Raw genomic sequence first — 18,785 nt, 5'->3', positions numbered from 1 at the left:
GGCACGGACACGGGCACGGACGCCGAAAGAGCCACGGACACGGGAACGAACGCGGGCACGGACGCCGGGAGAGGCACGGACACGGGCGGGCCCCGACCACCCCGTCCTCGTGACAGGAACGGAACCGAGGCGGTCCGGCACCCCTCGCCGAGGGAGGGTTCCGGCTCCGCCGTGAATTGCGCCGGAACTCGCTTCCCGCTTCGGCACGTTCGGTGCGGTCGACCTCATGCGACCACGTGACCGGCACCCCGCCGTCCCCGCCACGCGCCGCCCCCTCGATCCTCAATCAGGCAGCGCGGCCAGCAGGCGGCGGTCCCGCGGCGAATGGCCGCGGTCGAGGCGGGTGTCCAGGAGGCGGCGGGCCGCCTCGCAGCGGCCCGCCGCGACCAGGGCGTACAGCAGGGTCTCCTCGACGACCTCGCGCTGGGCCGCGCTGCCGCCGACCCGGCCGAGAACGGGGAGGAGCGCGTCCAGGCCCCGGGCGGCCTCGTGGAAGCGTTCCTCGACGAGGGCGGCGAAGGCCTCGCAGAGCGGGACGACGACCTCGCGCTGTACGCGGTCGGCCCCGGCCGCGTGGTCGCGCAGCCGGCGCAGTGCCGCGAGGTCACCGGCGGCGGTGAGGGCGACCGCCGCGTGCAGCGCGGTGAAGGCGGTCGCGGGCCGTTCCACGATCTCGCGGGCGACACTGTCGAGGACGTCCGCCGCCGGTATCCGCCCCTGCCAGCTGTCGCTGAGCCGGGCCCGCCACAGCAGCGACCCCGAGTCGACCAGGGCGCGTACGCCGGTCACCCGCCCCGGCGAGAGCTGGGCGAACCAGCGTCTGCGGACGGCGGCGGGGTCGTCCAGGGCCAGTTCGTGCAGGGCGATGTGCCAGGAGAAGTGCGCCCGGTGGACCACGCCCCTCCCGTGCCCCGACACCCAGGCGTCCAGCCAGTCGCGGCCCGTCTCGTGGGCTCCGGACTCGTAGTGGACGTGAGCGAGTGCGTGCACGGCGTGTCCGGAGGCCGGTTCGGCGGCCAGTGCGCGAGCGGCCAGCTCGGCGGCCTCGTCGTAGCGGCCCTGTTCCTGGCGCAGGAAGGCGAGGAGCGAGGCCGGGAACCAGTGGCCGTCGTAGGCGGGCGAGGTGCGCTCGACCAGGCTCAGCGCATAGGCCGTGTCGAGGTCGTTGATGCCGGAGAAGGCGATGGTGGGCACGGCGACGGCGAGCGCCAGCGCGTCGGCGGGGTGCGCTGCGAGATGCCCGAGCAGGGCACCGGCGCCTCCGTCCGGGGAGTCGCCGTGCACCCGCCGGGTCACCACGTCGACGAAGGAGCGCTCGCGTTCGTCGGCCCGTTCCCGCGCGCAGCGCTGCGCGTCGGCCAGCGCCCGCGGTACGTCGACGTCCGCGCCGCACTCATGGCCGAGCAGGGCGAGGGCCGCGTGGCCGAGGGCGAAGCCGGGGTCGAGGGCCACGGCGCGCGCGAAGGCGTCCTCGGCGCCGGCCCTGACCTTGAGGACCCGTTCGAGGCCGGTGCGGTGGGCGGCCGCGGCCTCGGCGTGGGTGGACAGCGGGAGCCCGTGCGCGTCGACGGGCCGGCGGCGCGCGGGGCGTCGCCGTCGAGTCAGTGGTGCCAGCAACTCCGCTGCCAGATCGGCGGCTTGGACGCGGATCTCGGGGACGGCGGTCGTCTCCCACAGTTCGCCGCGCCGGGGTGCCCCGAGGGTGAACACCGGCAGCGTGGCCCGGCCCTCGGCGTCCAGGAGGCGGCCGTCGCGGGTCGCGACGCCCAGGCCGAGCGGGCCGGTCACGGCGGCGCCCGTGTCGAACAGCGAGCGCCACAGGGGGTCTTCGGGGCGGGGGCCCGGTCCGGTGCAGTCGATCACCCAACCGGCCGTGATGTGCAGGCCGGTGGAGAGCGTGACCCGAACGGAGCCGTCGGGCCGCGCGACGGCGTCGGTGATCCTTCCGGTGTGGACGCGCAGCCGCCGGGCCGTGCGCGCGCGGGCCACCGACTCGGCCGTCGTCGGCGCCATCCGGTGCCGGTGGGTGTTCCACAGCGCGCCCTCGCACCGCAGGAACGCGGCACGTTCCTCGGGTGTGAGGCTGCGCCACAGGCGGGCGGTGTGCGGGCGCAGGCTGTCGAGCGCGGGGCGCCAGTCGCCGTGGGCGCGCACGGCGCGGCCGATGTGGCGGTAGACGGTCCGGCGCAGCGTGGACAGGGTCGGCGCGTCGAGCCCTTCGGGTGCGGCCATCGCCGGGGCGGGGCTCAACGCGTGCGGCTGCGGCAGCAGACCGGTGCGGGAGAGGGCGTGCACGGTGCGTCCGGGACGGTCGAGGCTGAGCGCGAGGTCGACCGCGGTGAGTCCGGTGCCCACCAGCAGGACATCGGCACGGGCGCCGTCCTTCGCGCCGCCCTCCGCACGGGCGGCCGGTTCGGCGAGCGGCCCGTCGAGGGCTCCCGGCGCCCAGGGGGACCCGATGAACCGTTCGGAGGTACGGAGTCCGGGCGGGGCCCAGCCGCCGGTCGTGGCCGCCGGTCCGGTGGCGAGGACCGCGCTGTCGGCCAGAAGGCTCTGCCCGTCCGCGAGTCGGAGCTCCAGTCCCCCGTCCGGGGTACGGGCGCAGGCCTCCGCCCTGGTCCGCAGCCGGCGCACGGCGACGGTGCCGTGGGCGTGGACGATCGCCTGGGCCAGGGTGTCGGCGAGGTAGGCGCCATAGCGGTACCGGGTGGCGAAGTCGGTTCCTCTGACGGTGGGTTCGCCGTGCCGGCACAGCCAGCGGGTGAAGTGGCCGGGGTCGTCGGGGTAGCAACTCATGCCGCCGGCGGGCACGTTCAGCCGGTGCCGGGGATCGGTGGTGGCGTAGGCGGTGCCGCGTCCGGCCTCGGGGGCGGGGTCGACCAGGACGAGGTCGAGGGGTGTGCGGCGGCGGGCCGCCGTCTCGCACAGTTGCACGGCGGTGAGCGTGCCGGCGGCACCCGCTCCGACGATGGCCACGGTGTGCCGTTCACGGGCTGGATTCACGGATACCTCCGGCGTGGTCTGTCGCGGGACCGGCAAGCGCAACTCCTCCTTCGTTCTGCGACCGAAGAGGCCGGAAAGGTCTCCCGGAAGGGGAATCTCACGGAAATCTCAGGGCTCGGGTAGGGCGCTTCATACTCTGTTCACAATCCAAGGCGGCCCGGCAACCGTGGATTCAGGCCGTCTCTCCGGGCGTCTTCACCGGAATCTCAGGTTGGAGCGGCCGGATTCAAAGAATCAACCCATGGAAGTCGCGCAGGATGCCCTCGCAGTGGTGGTGAGCGAAGAACCGAGGAAAGGCGTTCCGTGGGCGTCCCTGAGATATCGAATCGGCCCGAGTCCGCGCCAGAGGCCCCGGGACGGGCACGGCCTCGTCCGGGGCGTCCGGCCTGGTCACGACGGGGAGTCCTCGCGGCCTTCGGCGCCGCCGTACCGGCTCTCACGCTGAGCGGGTGCGGTGACTCGGCGGACGCCGCCGAGGGAAAGGGCGCGACGGCGACCGGCGGCGCCGGGGCCGGGACGACGGCAAAGGCCCAGGTGAGGACCCCGGCCGTCACCGTCTCCCCCGCCGACGGCACGAAGAAGGCGGACTTCACCAGCCCGGTCGAGGTCTCCGTGGCGGACGGCACGCTGTCGACGGTCGAGGTGTCCGGCAATGACGGTTCCCTTCTGGCCGGATCCTTCAACGACGACCGCACGCGGTGGACCTCCGCCAGGAATCCGTACTCGGGCACCAAATACACGGTCACGGCGAAAGCGGCGGGCGCCTCGGAGCACACCGCGTCCTTCGTCACGAAGTCCCCGGGCGAGACGTTCGCGGGCTATTTCACGCCCGAGGCCAATTCGACGTCCGGCGTGGGCATGCCCGTGTCGATCAACTTCACGAAGGCCGTGACGGACCGGGCTGCCGTCGAAAGGGCCATCACAGTGACGTCGGACCCCGCGGTCGAAGTGGTCGGTCACTGGTTCGGTGACACCCGGCTCGACTTCCGTCCCGCGCGCTACTGGGCCGCGGGCACGAAGATCACGCTGAGCCTGCGCCTCAAGGACGTCGAGGCAACGGACGGCGTCTACGGCGTCCAGTCCAAGGACGTCACCTTCCACATCGGCCGCCGCCAGGTGAGCACCATCGATCTCTCGAAGAAGACGATGACGGTCGAGCGGGACGGGGCGGCCCTCGCCCGCTACCCGGTCAGCGGCGGCGCAGCCGACCACACCACCTGGTCCGGGATCATGGTGATCAGCGAGCGGTTCAAGGAGACCCGGATGGAGTCCTCGACAGTCGGGCTCGGCGACGAGTACGACATCGCGGACGTGCCGCACGCCCAGCGCCTGACCACCTCCGGCACCTTCATCCACGGCAACTACTGGGCCTCGGCCTCGGTCTTCGGCAGCAGCAACACCAGCCACGGCTGCGTCGGCCTGCACGACACGAAGGGCGCGAACAACAGCTCCGTGCCGGGCTACAAGTTCTACGAGAGTTCGATGCTCGGTGACGTGGTGGTCGTCGAGAACTCGGGCGAGCGGACCGTCGAAGCGTCGAACGGCCTGAACGGCTGGAACCTGTCGTGGGCCGACTGGACGGCCGGAAGCGCCATTTGACAGCTGCGGCCGCGGAACGGACCCCAACTGGCCACGTTGGAACGCCCCTTGGAAGCACCCCCTTCTTTCACGGCGTGAACTCCCTTACAGCGAAAGGACTTTCTCGGCTTCACCTCTTGACGACCGGAGTGACAGAGAGCACATTGGCCGCGCAGCTGCTTTGAGAGCGCTCTCACATGGCCATGGGAGCGCTCTCACACCCCCACCCGCGCACCCCACACTCCGTACGCGAAGAGGCACCCATGAGTGAAACTTCCGGCACACCCGTCAGACGCGGCTCCGTCCGGCGCGTGCTCATCGCCGTGTTCAGCACACTGAGCCTGGCGGCGGCCGCCGCCACCGCGGCCACCCTCCCCGCGAACGCGTCCGCCCCCACACCCCCCACCGGCTGGTCCCAGGTCTTCCTCGACGACTTCAACGGGGCCGCGGGAAGTGGCGTCAACACCGCCAACTGGCAGTACACGACGGGCACCAGCTACCCGGGCGGACCCGCCAACTTCGGTACCGGCGAGGTCGAGACGATGACCTCCAGTACCAACAACGTCGCCCTGGACGGCAGCGGCAACCTGCTGATCACCCCGCGCCGCGATGCCTCGGGCAACTGGACCTCGGGCCGCATCGAGACCACGCGCACCGACTTCCAGCCGCCCGCCGGGGGCAAGCTCCGCATCGAGTCGCGGCTGCAGATGCCGAACGTGACCGGCGCCGCCGCCAAGGGCTACTGGCCCGCCTTCTGGGCGCTGGGCGCGCCCTACCGCGGCAACTACCAGAACTGGCCGGGCGTCGGCGAACTGGACATCATGGAGAACGTCCAGGGCCTCAACACCGAGTGGGCCACGATGCACTGCGGCACCAACCCGGGCGGCCCGTGCAACGAGACCAGCGGCATCGGCAACAACACCCCCTGCACCGGGACGACCTGCCAGGCCGGCTTCCACACGTACGCGATGGAGTGGGACAAGTCGACGAGCCCCGAGGAGATCCGCTTCTACCTCGACGGCGTCAACTTCCACACGGTGAAGGCGAACCAGGTCGACGCGACCACCTGGGCGAACGCCACCAACCACGGCTACTTCATGATCCTGAACGTCGCGATGGGCGGCGGCTTCCCGGGCGCCTTCGGCGGCGGCCCGGACAGCGGCACGGTACCCGGCCACCCGCTCGTCGTCGACTACGTGCAGGTGCTCCAGTCGGCCGGCAGCGGCGGTGGCGGCACCACTCCGCCGCCCACCGGCAACCGTGACGCGTACAGCGCCATCCAGGCGGAGTCGTACGACTCGCAGGCGGGCGTCGGCACCGAGACCACCACGGACACCGGGGGCGGCCAGAACATCGCCTCGCTCGCGAACGGCGACTACGCGCTCTACAAGGGCGTCAACTTCGGCTCCTCGGCGGCCACACAGTTCTACGGCCGGGTCGCGAGCGGCGCGGCGAGCGGGGTCAGCGGCCTCGTCGAGGTGCGCCTCGACAGCCGTACGAGCACTCCGGTCGGCAGCTTCGCGCTCGGCAACTCCGGTGGCTGGCAGTCCTGGAGGACCGTCCCCGCGAACATCAGCTCCGTCACCGGCACCCACGATGTCTATCTGACCTTCACCAGCGGCCAGCCCGCGGACTTCGTGAACGTCAACTGGTTCGACTTCGGACACTGAGGGTTCGAACCCCGTCGGCCCGGCGCCGGGCGGCGGTGATCCACGGCCCTACGGCCGACTGAGAGGGGCGGACCCACAAGGTCCGTCCCTCTCAGCGCAGTTCGGCCCGGAAGGCCACCGGGGTCGCCCCCGTGTGCTGGTGGAAGAACTTCGAGAAGTTGGCCGCGTCCGGGAAGCCGACGGCGACACCGATGCGTCCGATCGGCATGTCCGTGTGGGCGAGGAGCCGCTTGGCCTCCAGGACGACCCGCTTGTCGATGAACCCCTTGGGCGTCTCGCCGGTGGCGGCGCGCACCGCGCGGACCAGGGTGCGGCGCGAGTATCCGAGGGTGTCGGCGTAGGCGCTGACGCTGTGGTTGACGACGAAGTCCTTCTCGACCGCGTCCCGGAAGCGGGTGAAGGTGGTGTCCGTGTGCTCGCGGGCCGCCTCGGCGGAACTCACCGCGAGATGCGCGAGGCGCAGCAGGAACGCGGTGAGCGAGTGCCGCAGCACCGAGGTGTGCAGGCTGAGCGGCAGCGTGGTCGTGTCGACGTACTCGCGCTCCAACTGGGCGAGCGAGTGCTCGAGCGCGGCCAGCCGGCCCGCGTCGGGGCGCAGCAGCGGGGGCAGGTCGTAGCGGTAGAGGCCGGTCGCCTCGACGGTCGCGCGGGGAAGGAAGCCGGGCTGCATGGTCAGGACGGTGCCGCGGTAACGGTCGGTGCTGGAGAAACGGTGCACCTGGCCGGGCCGGATCCACAGGATGTCGCCCGCGCGGGCCTCGTACTCGGCGAAGTCGATCATGTGCCGTACGGGTCCCTCGTGGAAGAGCATCACGACGTGGAAGTCGATGCGGTGCACGCGTTCCAGCGGGGCGTCCGCGTGCCAGGTACGGCCGGTCCCCATCGCGCCGACCTGCATGCCCACGCCGGACAGACTCAGATCGGCCGGGAACGGGAACGTCCTGATCCCGTCCCGGCCTCCCGCGCTCCCGGCGCCGCCTTGGGTGGTTCTGTCTTTCATGTCCTTCTCGCGTCGGCTCGCCACGACCCTGCGTGTCCCACTTTCACCGAAGGCTGACACACGGGCACCTTCCCCGGCAAAAGTCTGACTTTTAGGTTTGAACGCAGAGACCTAATGGCAGCCCATCCCGTGAGGACTTCTTGAAGATGAGTACGCAGAGCTCCGACGGAGTCACCTGGACCGAGCTCGACCGCCGCGCCGTCGACACCGCCCGCATCCTGGCCGCCGACGCCGTGCAGAAGGTCGGCAACGGTCACCCCGGAACCGCGATGAGCCTGGCCCCGGCGGCGTACACGCTCTTTCAGAAGGTGATGCGTCACGACCCGGCGGACCCGGAGTGGACCGGCCGCGACCGCTTCGTCCTGTCCCCCGGCCACACCTCGCTGACCCTCTACACCCAGCTCTTCCTGTCAGGCTATGAACTCGGCCTCGACGATCTGAAGGCGTTCCGTACCCACGGGTCCAAGACGCCCGGTCACCCCGAGTACGGTCACACCGCGGGCGTGGAGACGACGACCGGTCCGCTCGGCCAGGGTGCCGCCAACGCGGTCGGCATGGCGATGGCCGCCCGCTACGAGCGCGGCCTCTTCGACCCCGAGGCTCCCGAGGGCGAGTCCCCCTTCGACCACACCATCTGGGCGATCGTCTCCGACGGCGACCTGGAGGAGGGCATCTCCGCCGAGGCCTCCTCGCTCGCCGGCCACCAGAGACTCGGCAACCTCGTCTTCCTCTACGACGACAACCACATCTCCATCGAGGGCGACACGGCGACGGCCTTCTCCGAGGACGTGCTGGGGCGCTACGAGGCGTACGGCTGGCACGTGCAGCGGATCGAGCCCGCGTCCGACGGCGACATCGACGTCCGCGCCCTGTACACGGCGCTCAAGGCGGCGCAGGCCGAGACCGGGCGTCCGTCCATCATCGCGATGCGCACGATCATCGCCTGGCCCGCCCCGAACGCGCGGAACACCGAGGCCTCGCACGGCTCGGCGCTGGGCGTCGACGAGATCGCCGCCACCAAGCGGATCCTGGGCTTCGACCCGGAACGGACCTTCCAGGTCGACGACGAGGTGCTGGCCCACGCCCGCCAGGCCCTCGACCGGGGCGCCGAGGCGCACACGGCCTGGGACAAGCGGATCGGCGCGTGGCGCACCGAGCGGCCCGAGAACGCGAAACTCTTCGACCGGATCGTCGCGGGCCAGCTTCCCGAGGGCTGGGAGACCGCGCTGCCGGTGTTCGATGAGGGCACGTCCGTCGCCACCCGCGCCGCCTCCGGCAAGGTCCTCCAGGCGCTCGGCGCCGTGCTCCCCGAACTGTGGGGCGGCTCCGCCGACCTGGCCGGCTCGAACAACACCACGATCGACAAGACGTCCTCCTTCCTCCCCGAGGGCAACCCGCTGCCGGAGGCCGACCCGTACGGCCGCACGATCCACTTCGGCATCCGCGAGCACTCCATGGCCGCGGAGATGAACGGCATCGCGCTGCACGGCAACACCCGCATCTACGGCGGCACCTTCCTGGTGTTCTCCGACTACATGCGCAACGCCGTCCGCCTCTCCGCGCTGATGCAGCTCCCGGTGACGTACGTCTGGACGCACGACTCGATCGGCCTCGGCGAGGACGGCCCCACCCACCAGCCGGTCGAGCACCTCGCCTCACTGCGCGCCATCCCCGGCCTGAACATCGTCCGCCCGGCCGACGCCAACGAGACGGCCATCGCCTGGGGCGAGATCCTCAAGCGGCACGCCACGAACCCGGCTCCGCACGGTCTGGCGCTCACCCGTCAGGGCGTGCCGACCTACCCGGCCAACTCCGATGCGGCGCGCGGCGGTTACGTGCTGCGGGACTCCTCCACCGGGACCCCGGACGTCCTCCTCATCGCGACCGGCTCCGAGGTGCGGCTCGCCGTCGCGGCACGCGAGCTGCTGGAGGCCGAGGGGGTGGGCACCCGTGTGGTGTCGATGCCGTCGGTCGAGTGGTTCGAGGAGCAGTCCTCCGAGTACCGGGCCAGTGTCCTCCCGCCGTCCGTGAAGGCCCGCGTGGCGGTCGAGGCCGGCATCGGTCTGACCTGGTACCGGTACGTCGGTGACGCGGGACGCATCGTCTCGCTGGAGCACTTCGGCGCCTCGGCAGACGCCGGAACGCTGTTCGCCGAATTCGGCTTCACCGCCGAGAACGTGGCCGCCACCGCGCGCGCCGCACTCGATTCAACGACTGGCACAGCCGCCCTGCGCGGTTGATCCGTCCGCACGAAGGAAGATGATCACTGTGACCGAAGCAACCGCGACCGCGGCACCTCTTGAGCGCCTCTCCGGCGAAGGCGTCTCCATCTGGCTCGACGACCTCTCCCGCAAGCGGATCGAGTCCGGCAACCTGGCCGAACTCGTCGCCACGCGGAACGTGGTGGGCGTGACCACCAACCCGTCCATCTTCCAGGCCGCCATCGGCTCCGGCGAGGGGTACGAGCAGCAGCTGGCCGACCTCGCCGTACGCGGGGTGACCGTCGACGAGGCCGTCCGCATGATGACGACCGCGGACGTGCGCGCCGCCGCCGACATCCTGCGCCCGGTGTTCGAGGCGACCGGCGGCCGTGACGGCCGGGTCTCCATCGAGGTCGACCCCCGGCTGGCCCACCACACGGCCGCGACGATCGCCGAGGCCAGGCAGCTCTCCTGGCTGGTCGACCGCCCGAACGTGATGATCAAGATCCCCGCGACGAAGGCGGGCCTCCCGGCGATCACCGAGGTCATCGGCCTCGGCATCAGCGTCAACGTCACGCTGATCTTCTCCCTGGAGCGCTACCGCGAGGTCATGGACGCCTACCTCGCGGGCCTGGAGCGGGCGCACGCCGCGGGCATCGACCTCGCCGGCGTCCACTCCGTCGCCTCCTTCTTCGTCTCCCGGGTCGACAGCGAGATCGACAAGCGGCTCGCGAAGGCCGGCACGGACGAGGCCCTCGCGCTCAAGGGCAGGGCGGCGCTCGCCAACGCGCGGCTCGCCTACGAGGCGTACGAGGCGGTGTTCGGCTCCGCGGACGGCTCGGCGGAAGGCGGCGCCCGCTGGACGGCCCTCGCCTCGTCCGGCGCCCGGAAGCAGCGCCCGCTGTGGGCCTCCACCGGCGTCAAGGACCCCGCGTACAAGGACACCCTGTACGTCGACGAGCTGGTCGCGCCGGGCACGGTCAACACCATGCCGGAGGGAACGCTGAACGCCACCGCCGACCACGGCGACATCCACGGCGACACGGTGACCGGCGGCTACGACCGGGCGCGCGCCGACCTGGCCGCGGTCGAAGGGCTCGGGATCTCCTACGACGAGGTCGTCGGGCAGCTGGAGGACGAGGGCGTCTCGAAGTTCGAGGCGGCCTGGGAGGATCTTCTCGACGCGGTGGCGACCTCGCTGCGCGGCAAGGGAGTTGAGGGGGAATGACCAAGGGTGAGGCGCTTTCCGACGGCAACCCGCAGGGTGCGGCCACCGCGCCGCAGGGATCTGGTGACACGGCCGTGGAACCGGGTGGCCTGACCCCCGAGGCCCTCGCCGAGGCGCTCGGCGTCCCGGCGGCCGACTGGGACAACCCGCTGCGCGACCCGCGCGACCGCCGGCTGCCCCGGATCGCGGGCCCCTCCGGTCTGGTCATCTTCGGCGTCACCGGCGACCTGTCCCGCAAGAAGCTCATGCCGGCCGTGTACGACCTCGCCAACCGCGGTCTGCTGCCGCCCGGCTTCTCGCTCCTCGGGTTCGCCCGCCGTGAGTGGGAGGACCAGGACTTCGCGCAGGTGGTGCACGACTCGGTGCGCGAGCACGCGCGGACCGAGTTCCGCGAGGAGGTCTGGCAGCAGCTCGCCGACGGCATGCGGTTCATCCCGGGCGACTTCGACGACGACGCGGCGTTCAAGCAACTGCGTTCCTCCGTCGATGAGCTGGATGCCTCCCGGGGCACCAGCGGCAACTACGCCTTCTACCTCTCCGTACCGCCGAAGTTCTTCCCGAAGGTCGTCCAGCAGCTCAAGAAGCACGGCCTTGCCGACGCTCCGGAGGGTTCCTGGCGGCGCGCGGTCATCGAGAAGCCGTTCGGCCACGACCTGGCGAGCGCTCGAGAGCTCAACCGGATCGTGCACGACGTGTTCGACCCGGACCAGGTGTTCCGTATCGACCACTACCTCGGCAAGGAGACCGTCCAGAACATCCTGGCGCTCCGCTTCGCCAACCAGATGTACGAGCCCGTCTGGAACCGGTCGTACGTCGACCACGTCCAGATCACGATGGCCGAGGACATCGGCATCGGCGGCCGGGCCGGTTACTACGACGGCATCGGCTCCGCCCGGGACGTGATCCAGAATCACCTCCTCCAGCTGATGGCGCTGACCGCCATGGAGGAACCGGCCGCGTTCGACGCCGAGTCGCTGCTCGCCGAGAAGCTCAAGGTCCTCAAGGCGGTGAAGCTGCCGGAGAACCTGGGCGAGCACACCGTGCGCGGCCAGTACGCCGCGAGCTGGCAGGGCGGCGAGAAGGTGCGCGGCTACCTGCAGGAGGACGGCATCGACCCCCGGTCGACGACCGACACCTACGCGGCCGTCAAACTCCAGGTGGACAACCGCCGTTGGGCGGGCGTCCCGTTCTATCTCAGGACCGGCAAGCGCCTCGGCCGACGGGTCACGGAGATCGCGGTGGTCTTCCAGCGCGCCCCGCACTCCCCCTTCGACTCCACGGCCACCGCGGAGCTCGGCGCCAACGCGATCGTCATCCGCGTCCAGCCCGACGAGGGCATGACGGTGCGCTTCGGATCGAAGGTGCCGGGTACCTCGATGGAGATCCGGGACGTCACCATGGACTTCGCGTACGGCGAGTCGTTCACCGAGTCCAGCCCGGAGGCGTACGAGCGGCTGATCCTGGATGTCCTGCTCGGCGACGCCAATCTCTTCCCCCGTCACCAGGAGGTGGAAGAGTCCTGGAAGATCCTCGACCCGATCGAGGGGTACTGGGATGCCCACGGCACACCCGCGCAGTACCCCTCGGGCGGTTGGGGCCCGAAGGAAGCCGACGAGATGCTCGCACGAGACGGACGGAGCTGGCGCAGGCCATGAAGATCGACCTGACCGACACCACGGCAAGCAAGATCAACAAGGCACTCGTACGGGGGCGCCGCGCCATCGGCACCCCCGCCGTGGGCATGGTCCTGACGATGGTCATCGTCACCGACGAGGAGAACGCGTACGACGCGATCAAGGCGGCCGAGGAGGCCTCCCGCGAACACCCCTCGCGCACCCTGGTGGTCATCAGGCGCGTCGCCCGAACCCCGCGCGACCGCACCAACTCCCGCCTGGACGCCGAGGTGCGCGTCGGTTCCGACGCGGGCACCGGCGAGACGGTCGTGCTGCGGACGTACGGCGACGTCTCCGACCACGCCGACTCGGTGGTCCTGCCGCTGCTGCTGCCGGACGCCCCGGTCGTCGTCTGGTGGCCGGTGGACGCGCCCGACACCCCGGTCAAGGACCCGCTGGGCGCCCTCGCGCAGCGCCGCATCACCGACATGTACGCCGTCGAGACCCCGCTCCAGGCGCTGGACGCCCGCGCCGCCTCCTACGCTCCGGGCGACACCGACCTGGCGTGGACCCGGCTGACACCGTGGCGCTCGATGCTGGCGGCGGCCCTCGACCAGGCCCGTACGAAGGTGATCTCGGCGACCGTCGAGAGCGAGGCGCAGAACCCGAGCGCCGAACTGCTGGCCCGCTGGCTGGAGGCCCGCCTCCAGGTCAAGGCCGAGCGCGTCGTCACCGCGGGCCCCGTGGTGACCGCCGTCCGGCTCGGCACCGACAACGGCGAGATCGTGATCGACCGCCCCGAAGGCCCGCTCGCGACCCTGACCCTGCCCGGTCAGCCGTCCCGCACCCTCGCGCTGAAGGTGCGCTCCACCTCCGAACTGATCGCCGAGGAGCTGCGCCGCCTCGACGCGGACGAGATGTACGCCATCGCCCTGCGCGGCGAGGCCACCGAGGAGACCCCCCGTCATGTCTGACTACCCCAAGCCCACCCGGCGTCCGGAGTGGGTGGCCCTGGAGGACCACCGCGCGACCGCGCTGCTCCACCCACGGCTGCGTGAGCTGTTCGCCGCCGACCCCGCCCGCGCCGAGCGCTATGTCGTACAGGTCGGCGACCTGCGGATCGACTACTCCAAGCACTTGATCACCGACGAGACGCTGGCCCTGCTCCAGGAACTGGCCACCGCCACCGACGTCTTCGGGCTGCGGGACGCGATGTTCCGGGGCGAGAAGATCAATACGACCGAGGACCGGGCGGTGCTGCACACCGCGCTGCGGGCGCCGCGGGACGCGGTCGTCGAGGTCGACGGGGAGAACGTCGTACCGGCTGTGCACGCGGTCCTCGACAAGATGGCGGGCTTCGCCGAGCGGGTCCGTTCGGGCGAGTGGACCGGTTACACCGGCAAGCGCATCAAGAACGTCGTCAACATCGGCATCGGCGGCTCCGACCTCGGTCCGGCGATGGCGTACGAGGTGCTGCGCTCGTTCACCGACCGTTCGCTGACCATGCGGTTCGTGTCGAACGTGGACGGTGCGGACCTGCACGAGGCCGTGCGGGACCTGGACCCGGCGGAGACGCTGTTCATCATCGCCTCGAAGACGTTCACCACGATCGAGACGATCACCAACGCCACCTCGGCGCGCGACTGGCTGCTGACCGGACTCGGCGAGGAGAAGGCGGTGGCGCGGCACTTCGTGGCGCTGTCGACGAACGCCGAGAAGGTCTCCGACTTCGGGATCGACACGGCCAACATGTTCGAGTTCTGGGACTGGGTCGGCGGCCGCTACTCCTACGACTCGGCGATCGGCCTCTCGCTGATGATCGCGATCGGCCCGGACCGCTTCCGCGAGATGCTCAACGGTTTCCACCTGGTCGACGAGCACTTCCGCACCGCGCCCGCCGATGCCAACGTCCCTTTGCTGCTCGGCCTGTTGGGTGTCTGGTACGGCAACTTCCACGACGCGCAGTCGCACGCGGTGCTGCCGTACTCGCACTATCTGTCCAAGTTCACCGCCTACTTGCAGCAGCTGGACATGGAGTCCAACGGCAAGTCCGTGGACCGTGACGGACATCCGGTCGAGTGGCAGACCGGCCCGGTGGTGTGGGGCACACCCGGCACCAACGGGCAGCACGCGTACTACCAGTTGATCCACCAGGGCACGAAGCTGATCCCCGCCGACTTCATCGGCTTCGTCAACCCGGTCGACGAGCTGAGCGACGAACTGGCGGCGCAGCACGACCTGTTGATGGCGAACTTCTTCGCACAGACGCAGGCGCTGGCCTTCGGCAAGACCCCGGACGAGGTACGTGCCGAGGGGGTGCCCGAGGAACTGGTTCCGCACAAGACGTTCGGGGGCAACCACCCCACGACCACCATCCTCGCGGCCGAACTCACCCCTTCGGTCCTCGGCCAGCTGATCGCCCTCTACGAGCACAAGGTGTTCGTCCAGGGCGCGATCTGGAACATCGACTCCTTCGACCAGTGGGGCGTCGAACTCGGCAAGGTACTCGCCAAGCGTGTCGAGCCCGCCCTCACCGAGGGCGCCGACGTACCCGGTCTCGATCCCTCCACGGCCGCCCTGGTGGCCACTTACCGCTCCCTCCGAAAGAAGTGAACTGACAATGCAGCTCGGACTCATCGGTCTCGGCAAGATGGGTGGCAACATGCGCGAGCGGATACGCCGCGCGGGGCACACCGTCATCGGCTACGACCGCAATCCGGACCTCGCCGACGTGCACAGCCTCGCCGAACTCGTGAGCAAGCTCGAAGGCCCGCGCGTGGTCTGGGTGATGGTGCCGGCCGGCGCCCCCACCCAGTCCGTCATCGACGAACTCGGCGACCTGCTGGAGGCCGGCGACACGGTCGTGGACGGCGGCAACTCCCGCTGGACGGACGACGAGAAGCACGCCGGGGAGCTGGCGGCCAAGGGCATCGGCTTCGTCGACGCCGGCGTCTCGGGCGGCGTGTGGGGCCTGGAGAACGGCTACGCGCTGATGGTCGGCGGCGACGCCGAGACCGTCGAGAAGGTGCGGCCCGTCTTCGACGCGCTCAAGCCCGAGGGCGACTTCGGCTTCGTGCACGCCGGCAAGGTCGGCGCGGGCCACTTCTCCAAGATGGTCCACAACGGCATCGAGTACGCCATGATGCAGGCCTACGCCGAGGGCTGGGAGCTCCTGGAGAAGGTCGACTCGGTCACCGACGTACGTGAGGTGTTCCGCTCCTGGCAGGAGGGCACCGTCATCCGCTCCTGGCTGCTCGACCTCGCGGTCAACGCCCTGGAGGGCGACGAGCACCTGGACAAGCTGCGCGGCCACGCGGAGGACTCCGGCGAGGGCCGCTGGACCGTCGAGGCCGCCATCGACAACGCCGTTCCGCTGCCCGCCATCACGGCGTCCCTCTTCGCGCGCTTCGCGTCCCGCCAGGACGACTCGCCGCAGATGAAGATGATCGCGGCCCTGCGCAACCAGTTCGGCGGCCACGCCGTCGAGTCGGCGAAGTAGGCCGGACCATGGGCGATCTCATCCTGGTCCGCCACGGAGAGACCGAGTGGACCCTGACGGGACAGCACACCAGCTGGACCGATCTTCCGCTCACCGGGCACGGCGAGGAACAGGCCAAGTCCCTCGCGCCGTTCTTCGCCGGGCACTCCTTCGCCCAGGTCCTCACCAGTCCCCTCGACCGCGCGGTACGGACGGCCGAGCTCGCGGGTCTGTCCGGCGCGCGGATCGATCCCGATCTGCACGAGTGGGACTACGGCGGCTACGAGGGGATCACCACCATCGCCATCCACCGGGCCCGGCCCGACTGGGTGCTGTGGAACGACGGGGTGCCGCCCGGCCCGGACGGCCACCCCGGCGAGTCGCCCCGCGAAGTGGGGGTGCGCGCCGACCGGGTGCTCTCCCGCGTGGACGCCGCGCTCTGCAACCACCCCGGTGACGTGGTGCTGGTGGCGCACGCGCACTTCCTGCGGGTCCTCACGGCCCGCCGGCTGGGGCTGCCGCCCGAGTCGGGGCGGCTGTTCCAGCTCTCGACCGGGACCGTCAGCCGGCTCTCCACCGAGCACGGCGATCCGGTGATCGCCACGTGGAACGAGCCGGGAACTTCCGTCACGGTCCACTAGTTTCCACGGTGCCGCAGAAGCCGAAGAGGTTTCCGGTCCGTGGAAACCGAAGAGGTTTCCGGTCCGCCCGCTCGGGCGGACCGGACTCGCTCTCCTCTTCGACGAGAACCTGAACAACCAGGTCTCCGACCCGCACACCATCACCGGTGGGCGAATGTGTTGACTTGGGCACCGGGGCCCCGGCGCGTCCGAAGACTCCCGCCCTCGCTCCTGAAAGCCCAAGCTTGTCAGCGCCCCGGTCGTCCCGCCGCGCGCTGCGCCGCGAGGCGGACCGGGGCATTCCGTGCTCCGTACCCCCGGTACCCGCCGTCGCGCTGGACGAGTTCGAAGAAGACGCGGCCGACGGTCTGTGTGTAGCAGTGCCGGAACTCCCCGTTCTGGTCGCGGTCGTAGAGGATGCCGAGCTCGCGGTACGTCGCCAGCTCCTCGTCGCCGAGTCCGTACCGGGCGGCCAGGTCGTCGTAGTAGTTCGCGGGTATCGCCAGCAGCCGGCCGCCCACCGCGCGAAAGCGCCGGGCGGCCTCGGTCACGTCGTCGGTGGCGAGGGCGATGTGCTGGGCGCGGGCGCCGTCGTCCGAGGGCGCGGGGCCGACGCCCAGGGCGATCCGGACGCTTCCGTCGGCGTTGGTGACCGCACGGCTGCGATGCAGTCCGTACGGGTCGGCGACGTCGACGCTCTCCTGGCCGCTCAGCCCGAGCACCGTTCGATGGAAAAGAGCGGCCTCGTCGAACTGGTGCCAGGGCTGGGTGAGCGCCAGATGGTCGATCCGGGTCACGGCGCCGACGCCTGGCGCCTTGTCGACAGGCCCAATCCTCTCGACGTGCCCGACCCGCCCGACCCGCTCGACGTGCTCTACGTGCTCTACGTGCTCTACGTGCTCGACCTGCGGTGCCCGTTCCACGCGCTCGAAGTCACCGGTCCAGTGGGGGAGTTCGGGACGGCCGGAGAAACCTCCCCGCTCGGACGGCCCCGAGGGCCCGAGGGAAGCGCAGAAGAAGAGTTCGGTGCCGTCGGGCGCTGCGACCGCGTCGAGAGGCGCGTCCCCGAGGGCGCGGCGGCGCGGCAGGACGGGGGCGAGAAGTGCTTCGGCGCGCCGGGCCGCGGCGGCGGGGTCGGGCGACTCCAGGCCGATCGCGGCCAGGGCGGTGCCGTCGCGCCGGGCGGCCGGTCCGGTGTTGACGAGGACGCGGGCCTCGCCCTGCTGCCAGAGGTCGACGGGCTTGCCGCGGTGCCGGGCCGTACGGGTGAAGCCGAGGGCGCCGAGGACCGTGGCGACGGGGACGACGTCCGGTGTGACGAGTTCGGCGAAGGCGACGCCGGTCGGCACGACGGGGGCGGGCGGTGCCGCGAGCCCGGCGGCCTGGCGCAGGAGGGGTCGGGTCGCCTCTTGGAGGACGAGGAGGGAGCGGCGGGCGTCGACGGCGGTGGGGCCGGCCTCGGCCTGCCGGAAGACGTCGTTGAAGACTTCGAGGGAGAGGGGGCCGCGGTAGCCGGCGCGCAGGACATGCGCCAGCAGTCCGGAGAGGTCGAAGCCGCCCTGGCCGGGGAAGCAGCGGTAGTGACGGCTCCACTGGAGCACGTCCATCGCCATCAGCGGAGCGTCGGCCAGTTGCAGGAAGAAGATCTTCTCCCCGGGGATGTCCTCGATCCGCTTGGGGTCCGATCCACGCGCGAGGATGTGGAAGCTGTCCAGGCAGGTGCCGAGGGCGGGATGACCGGCCGCCTCGACGATGCTCCAGGCGTGGTCGTACGTACTCACGTGCCGCCCCCAGGCGAGCGCCTCGTACGCCACCCGGACGCCGAAGTCCTCGGCGAGGACGGCCAGTCGGCGCAGTTGCTCCGCGGCGAGCGCGTCGTCGTCCACGGCGAGCGGCGAGACGCTCGAGCACACCAGCACGGTGTCGGCGCCGAGGCGGCGCATGAGCTCGAACTTGTGGCGCGCCCGCCGCAGACCGCGCGCGAACTCCTCCTCCGCGACGGCCTCGATGTCACGCATCGGCTGGTAGAGGTCGATGCTCAGGCCGAGGTCGGCGGTGCGGGCCCGGATCTCCTCGGGGGTGAGGGGACTCGCGAGCAGATCGTTCTCGAAAAGCTCCACTCCGTCGAAACCGGCCCGGGCCGCGGCGGTGAGCTTCTCGGTCAGGGAACCGCTGAGGGACACGGTGGCGATGGACGTACGCATGGCGATGCTCCTTCGGTGTCGCTTCGCTTCACTGCCAGGCCCGACCCATGTCACGGCCCGGCCCGGCCCGGGTCGGTCGGCCCGGGTAGGTCGGGCCGGGTAGGTCGGGCCGGGTAGGTCGGGCCGGGTCGGTCGGGCCTGGCGGGCCTGGCCGGCCGTGTCGGGTCGGGTCGGGCCTGGCCGGCCGTGT

General features: G+C 71.0%; 12 protein-coding genes. 9 read left to right on the top strand and 3 right to left on the bottom strand.

Features of this window, described 5'->3' with window-relative positions; all coding sequences use genetic code 11:
* Nucleotides 1-282: 282 nt before the first annotated feature.
* Nucleotides 283-3,003, bottom strand: coding sequence for an FAD/NAD(P)-binding protein (locus tag N4G66_RS32600; protein ID WP_261707871.1), 2,721 nt, complete (start codon nucleotides 3,001-3,003; stop codon nucleotides 283-285).
* A 303-nt stretch (nucleotides 3,004-3,306) separates the two neighbouring features.
* Here N4G66_RS32600 and N4G66_RS32595 point away from each other — a divergent pair, with 303 nt between their 5' ends.
* Nucleotides 3,307-4,602: a L,D-transpeptidase gene (locus N4G66_RS32595; protein ID WP_261707870.1), complete on the top strand. Its 1,296-nt coding sequence runs from the start codon at nucleotides 3,307-3,309 to the stop codon at nucleotides 4,600-4,602.
* Nucleotides 4,603-4,844: 242 nt separating this feature from the next.
* The gene (locus N4G66_RS32590) at nucleotides 4,845-6,251 is read left to right on the top strand and encodes a glycoside hydrolase family 16 protein (RefSeq protein ID WP_261707869.1); all 1,407 of its coding nucleotides are present in this window, start codon (nucleotides 4,845-4,847) and stop codon (nucleotides 6,249-6,251) included.
* Between the two features lie 91 nt (nucleotides 6,252-6,342).
* Here N4G66_RS32590 and N4G66_RS32585 read toward each other — a convergent pair whose 3' ends face one another.
* Entirely contained in the window at nucleotides 6,343-7,251 is a 909-nt protein-coding gene (locus tag N4G66_RS32585) for a helix-turn-helix domain-containing protein (protein WP_261707868.1), read from the bottom strand.
* A gap of 146 nt (nucleotides 7,252-7,397) precedes the next feature.
* On the opposite strand from N4G66_RS32585, the gene tkt reads away from it, so the two are divergent.
* From tkt to N4G66_RS32550, 7 genes are read left to right on the top strand one after another with little or no spacing between them, the layout of a single operon-like run.
* The gene (tkt, locus tag N4G66_RS32580; protein WP_261707867.1) at nucleotides 7,398-9,491 is read left to right on the top strand and encodes a transketolase; all 2,094 of its coding nucleotides are present in this window, start codon (nucleotides 7,398-7,400) and stop codon (nucleotides 9,489-9,491) included.
* A 19-nt stretch (nucleotides 9,492-9,510) separates the two neighbouring features.
* On the top strand, nucleotides 9,511-10,680 hold the full coding sequence (gene tal / locus N4G66_RS32575) for a transaldolase (RefSeq protein ID WP_261707866.1): 1,170 nt from the start codon (nucleotides 9,511-9,513) through the stop codon (nucleotides 10,678-10,680).
* Complete coding sequence (gene zwf, locus N4G66_RS32570) at nucleotides 10,677-12,335, top strand: glucose-6-phosphate dehydrogenase (protein ID WP_261707865.1); 1,659 nt, start codon at nucleotides 10,677-10,679, stop codon at nucleotides 12,333-12,335. Before tal ends, zwf begins: the two co-directional genes overlap by 4 nt.
* Nucleotides 12,332-13,267 carry a glucose-6-phosphate dehydrogenase assembly protein OpcA gene (gene opcA, locus N4G66_RS32565; protein WP_261707864.1) on the top strand — a complete coding sequence of 312 codons (936 nt, stop codon included), beginning with the start codon at nucleotides 12,332-12,334 and terminating at the stop codon, nucleotides 13,265-13,267. Before zwf ends, opcA begins: the two co-directional genes overlap by 4 nt.
* Nucleotides 13,260-14,906 carry a glucose-6-phosphate isomerase gene (gene pgi, locus N4G66_RS32560; protein WP_261707863.1) on the top strand — a complete coding sequence of 549 codons (1,647 nt, stop codon included), beginning with the start codon at nucleotides 13,260-13,262 and terminating at the stop codon, nucleotides 14,904-14,906. The genes opcA and pgi overlap by 8 nt, the downstream gene beginning before the upstream one ends.
* Before the next feature lie 7 nt (nucleotides 14,907-14,913).
* Nucleotides 14,914-15,792, top strand: coding sequence for a phosphogluconate dehydrogenase (NAD(+)-dependent, decarboxylating) (gnd, locus tag N4G66_RS32555; RefSeq protein WP_261707862.1), 879 nt, complete (start codon nucleotides 14,914-14,916; stop codon nucleotides 15,790-15,792).
* A gap of 8 nt (nucleotides 15,793-15,800) precedes the next feature.
* The gene (locus N4G66_RS32550) at nucleotides 15,801-16,412 is read left to right on the top strand and encodes a histidine phosphatase family protein (RefSeq protein ID WP_261707861.1); all 612 of its coding nucleotides are present in this window, start codon (nucleotides 15,801-15,803) and stop codon (nucleotides 16,410-16,412) included.
* 227 nt (nucleotides 16,413-16,639) lie between these two features.
* Here N4G66_RS32550 and N4G66_RS32545 read toward each other — a convergent pair whose 3' ends face one another.
* Nucleotides 16,640-18,595 (bottom strand): bifunctional sugar phosphate isomerase/epimerase/4-hydroxyphenylpyruvate dioxygenase family protein, encoded by a 1,956-nt coding sequence (locus N4G66_RS32545; protein ID WP_261707860.1) that lies wholly within the window; start codon nucleotides 18,593-18,595, stop codon nucleotides 16,640-16,642.
* Nucleotides 18,596-18,785 lie beyond the last annotated feature (190 nt).

The organism is Streptomyces rhizosphaerihabitans (assembly GCF_025399795.1).
GTDB classification, from domain to species: Bacteria; Actinomycetota; Actinomycetes; order Streptomycetales; family Streptomycetaceae; genus Streptomyces; species Streptomyces rhizosphaerihabitans.
Note: the sequence above shows the minus strand (reverse complement) of the source record. Positions and strands in the feature narration are given on the sequence as shown.

What these genes read in the sequence shown, in the direction of transcription:
- N4G66_RS32590 (WP_261707869.1), top strand. Translation starts at nt 4,845, where the DNA reads ATGAGTGAAACTTCCGGCACACCCGTCAGACGCGGCTCCGTCCGGCGC.
- N4G66_RS32585 (WP_261707868.1), bottom strand. Translation starts at nt 7,251, where the DNA reads ATGAAAGACAGAACCACCCAAGGCGGCGCCGGGAGCGCGGGAGGCCGG.
- tkt (WP_261707867.1), top strand. Translation starts at nt 7,398, where the DNA reads ATGAGTACGCAGAGCTCCGACGGAGTCACCTGGACCGAGCTCGACCGC.
- tal (WP_261707866.1), top strand. Translation starts at nt 9,511, where the DNA reads ATGATCACTGTGACCGAAGCAACCGCGACCGCGGCACCTCTTGAGCGC.
- zwf (WP_261707865.1), top strand. Translation starts at nt 10,677, where the DNA reads ATGACCAAGGGTGAGGCGCTTTCCGACGGCAACCCGCAGGGTGCGGCC.
- opcA (WP_261707864.1), top strand. Translation starts at nt 12,332, where the DNA reads ATGAAGATCGACCTGACCGACACCACGGCAAGCAAGATCAACAAGGCA.
- pgi (WP_261707863.1), top strand. Translation starts at nt 13,260, where the DNA reads ATGTCTGACTACCCCAAGCCCACCCGGCGTCCGGAGTGGGTGGCCCTG.
- gnd (WP_261707862.1), top strand. Translation starts at nt 14,914, where the DNA reads ATGCAGCTCGGACTCATCGGTCTCGGCAAGATGGGTGGCAACATGCGC.
- N4G66_RS32550 (WP_261707861.1), top strand. Translation starts at nt 15,801, where the DNA reads ATGGGCGATCTCATCCTGGTCCGCCACGGAGAGACCGAGTGGACCCTG.
- N4G66_RS32545 (WP_261707860.1), bottom strand. Translation starts at nt 18,595, where the DNA reads ATGCGTACGTCCATCGCCACCGTGTCCCTCAGCGGTTCCCTGACCGAG.